A 2,498-nucleotide genomic window follows, 5' to 3' on the forward strand; every position below is an offset into this window, starting at 1 on the left:
GGTACAGAAAAGTTGAAATTTGCCCAAGAGGATAATGGGAATACATACCTGTGGTCTCGCTCGTATCAGTCTGTGCCTGGGCTTGGACAGATCGCCTCCTCGGAGTATAAGGCAGAAAAGCTTGAACCCAATACATTACCCGAAGATGTAACAGCCGCTTGGAAGCAGCGCGAAGGCAACATTTATTATCTGGTGAATGAGAAATACACCTCAACGGTATATGACAGTGCAACGCCGATCATCCCCATTCATCTGTTTAATGAGGTACCCGGTTATGTGTATACCAATAAAATTATTGATGCAAACCTGGCCGTGAACCAACTGCAAATTCCAGGCTTGGCTGGACGAGATACGATGGAGTATGAGTTCTTCAAGAAAAACGGCGTGGAATACGTGGCAGCAGGAGGAAAGATCTACGTCAGTCAAGAACTTGTGAGACCACTCTTTTCGGGAAAACAATCGGAGACAACGATTCAAACGAATAGTTATGCGACATGGTATTCGGTACCCGCGACAGCCGCAGGTAAAGTGATGACGGTGAAGATGCCTTCGAAAGGTGCTTTCACTGTATATGACCAGGCTGGTATCAGTACGAATCATACCGTGGTCAGTGGTGAGAATGAAGTTGCATTGCCCGTGAATGGCACGATTGTATTTGCTGGTGAAGCAGGTTCAAGGTTCGAAATTTCGTTAACAGATAAATAATAATGAATATGTAAAATACGCCCGTTCCCCAGTGTTCTACTGGGGGACGGGCGTTTCGTTCTTTCTGAAATCAATTCTGAAAGGTACCAAGTTTATTTTACTTCATTCATAAACTTCCTGAAGTTTTCGGCTATTTCTTTGGATCGGGTATGGTGTAAGTAATGTCCTCCTTCAAATGTCATCACTTTACCATGTACTGAATTTTTAACTTGCTCTTCATGCAAAGGTATCCATCCTTCCGTTTCGGTATCATTCGCTTGTAAAAAGAAAATCACAGGAAGATTTTTGGGGAAGGACAAGTTCTCCGTTGCTTTGAAATTAGGACCAAAGTTTTCACCTTCATTCAGGTTGTTCGGATTAAACGTATTTTTGAGTGAAAGGATTCTAATTTGCTCTCTGGTTTCATCATCAACATCGGGTGCAATCAGTTGATCAGGGGCCAGTTTCATTAACAACCGGTAGAATCCGGATTTTTTAAGCAGCTTGTACGTTTCAGTTGGAAATGGATCATCATTACCTCCCTGCGTTGGAACGCTGCTATCAATCCCGACAAAGGCACTTACTTCGTTTGGATATTTGTTCACATAGTCCAGTCCGTAAATTCCTGAAATGGAGTGACCCATGAGCGTGTAACGATGAATATTAAGCTGCTGTAACGCTTCATGAATTTCACTAACCATATTTTCCGTGGTACGCTCTTTTTCAGTTACGTCACTTAATCCATAACCAAAAGGCTCAATGACAACAACTTTGTAAAATGGTGATAACTCATCAATGAGTGGTTTGAAATCAAGGGCTGGAGCTGGTGTTCCGTATCCAGGAAGTAATACGACCGTTTCTTCGCCTTTTCCTTGAATCAACACGTTCATGTTTTTCCCGTCAACCGCTACAAACTGACCATAGGGTTTTATTTTACCTTCCTCTGATTTGTTGCTAAATACATTAACAATAAAAACGGTGGCGATAAATAATGCAAAAGCAATAACGATCGCACCAAATATTTTAAGCAAAATGATTAATATTTTTTTCATCATGATGGTGTTCTCCTGTTGAGTTCGTTTGTTGTACAGACGTTTGAAACGCTATTCATTTTACTTTTTTAATGAAATTTCAAATTGGGAACCAACCTCACCTGCAAACACAATACGACCGTTCTCTGGTAAAACAACAACATTCTTACCGCTGACCACGCTGTGATTAATACAAATTCCGTTCTGATCATAGATAGCAAAGGCTCCATTTGCAGGTAACTTCACTGTCATGACTTTTCCTTTCGCAGTAGCGGGTACCGAAAACCATTTGGCATAGCCATCTGCTTGAATGATTGTTGCGGATCGTTTACCCGAATAGATTGGTTTCACCATTTCCTCACTGGCGAATACATAACCTGAAAATGTAAGATACTCTCCTCCGTTCTTTTTGGAGAAATGAATGTCCATCGTATCACGTCCAGCAGTACCCGGAATTTGCAAGAGATTGGCCGCTGCGTTCGCTCCAGTAATCTTGTTATTGGACATATACCCTGGATTCTCTTTATTCAACTGAATAGGCAGGATCGATGTAGCATTAAGATAAAGCATTGATGTGTATTTCGCATTCACCAGATAATATTTTTTACCATCACGCTTTGCCCATGCAGCGTTAATCTCCTTGGGTAATGTATTGGCTTTGAGCTTCTCCGCATTATATTCTGAGAAAGCCACCTGTCCGAGTCCTGGAACGGAGATATAAGATCGAGACCACAGGTAGGTATTCCCATTTTTCTCCACAACGAATTTCAACTTTTCTGTACC

At 41.6% G+C, this 2,498-nt stretch carries 1 protein-coding gene and 2 pseudogenes; 1 reads left to right on the plus strand and 2 read right to left on the minus strand.

The features are described from left to right. Positions 1-705, plus strand: a pseudogene (locus tag P364_RS0134140) (serine hydrolase); the annotation flags it as partial. A gap of 92 nt (positions 706-797) precedes the next feature. Here P364_RS0134140 and P364_RS0134145 read toward each other — a convergent pair. Beyond that, positions 798-1,739, minus strand: a complete 942-nt coding sequence (locus P364_RS0134145) for an alpha/beta hydrolase (protein WP_024634445.1) — start codon at positions 1,737-1,739, stop codon at positions 798-800. A 57-nt stretch (positions 1,740-1,796) separates the two neighbouring features. After that, a pseudogene (locus P364_RS0134150) lies at positions 1,797-2,498 on the minus strand (serine hydrolase); the annotation flags it as partial.

The sequence above is a fragment of the Paenibacillus sp. MAEPY2 genome, assembly GCF_000499205.1.
Lineage (GTDB): Bacteria > Bacillota > Bacilli > Paenibacillales > Paenibacillaceae > Paenibacillus > Paenibacillus vandeheii.

Coding starts and splice junctions, on each gene's coding strand:
- P364_RS0134145 (WP_024634445.1), bottom strand. CDS start 1,739: ATGATGAAAAAAATATTAATCATTTTGCTTAAAATATTTGGTGCGATC.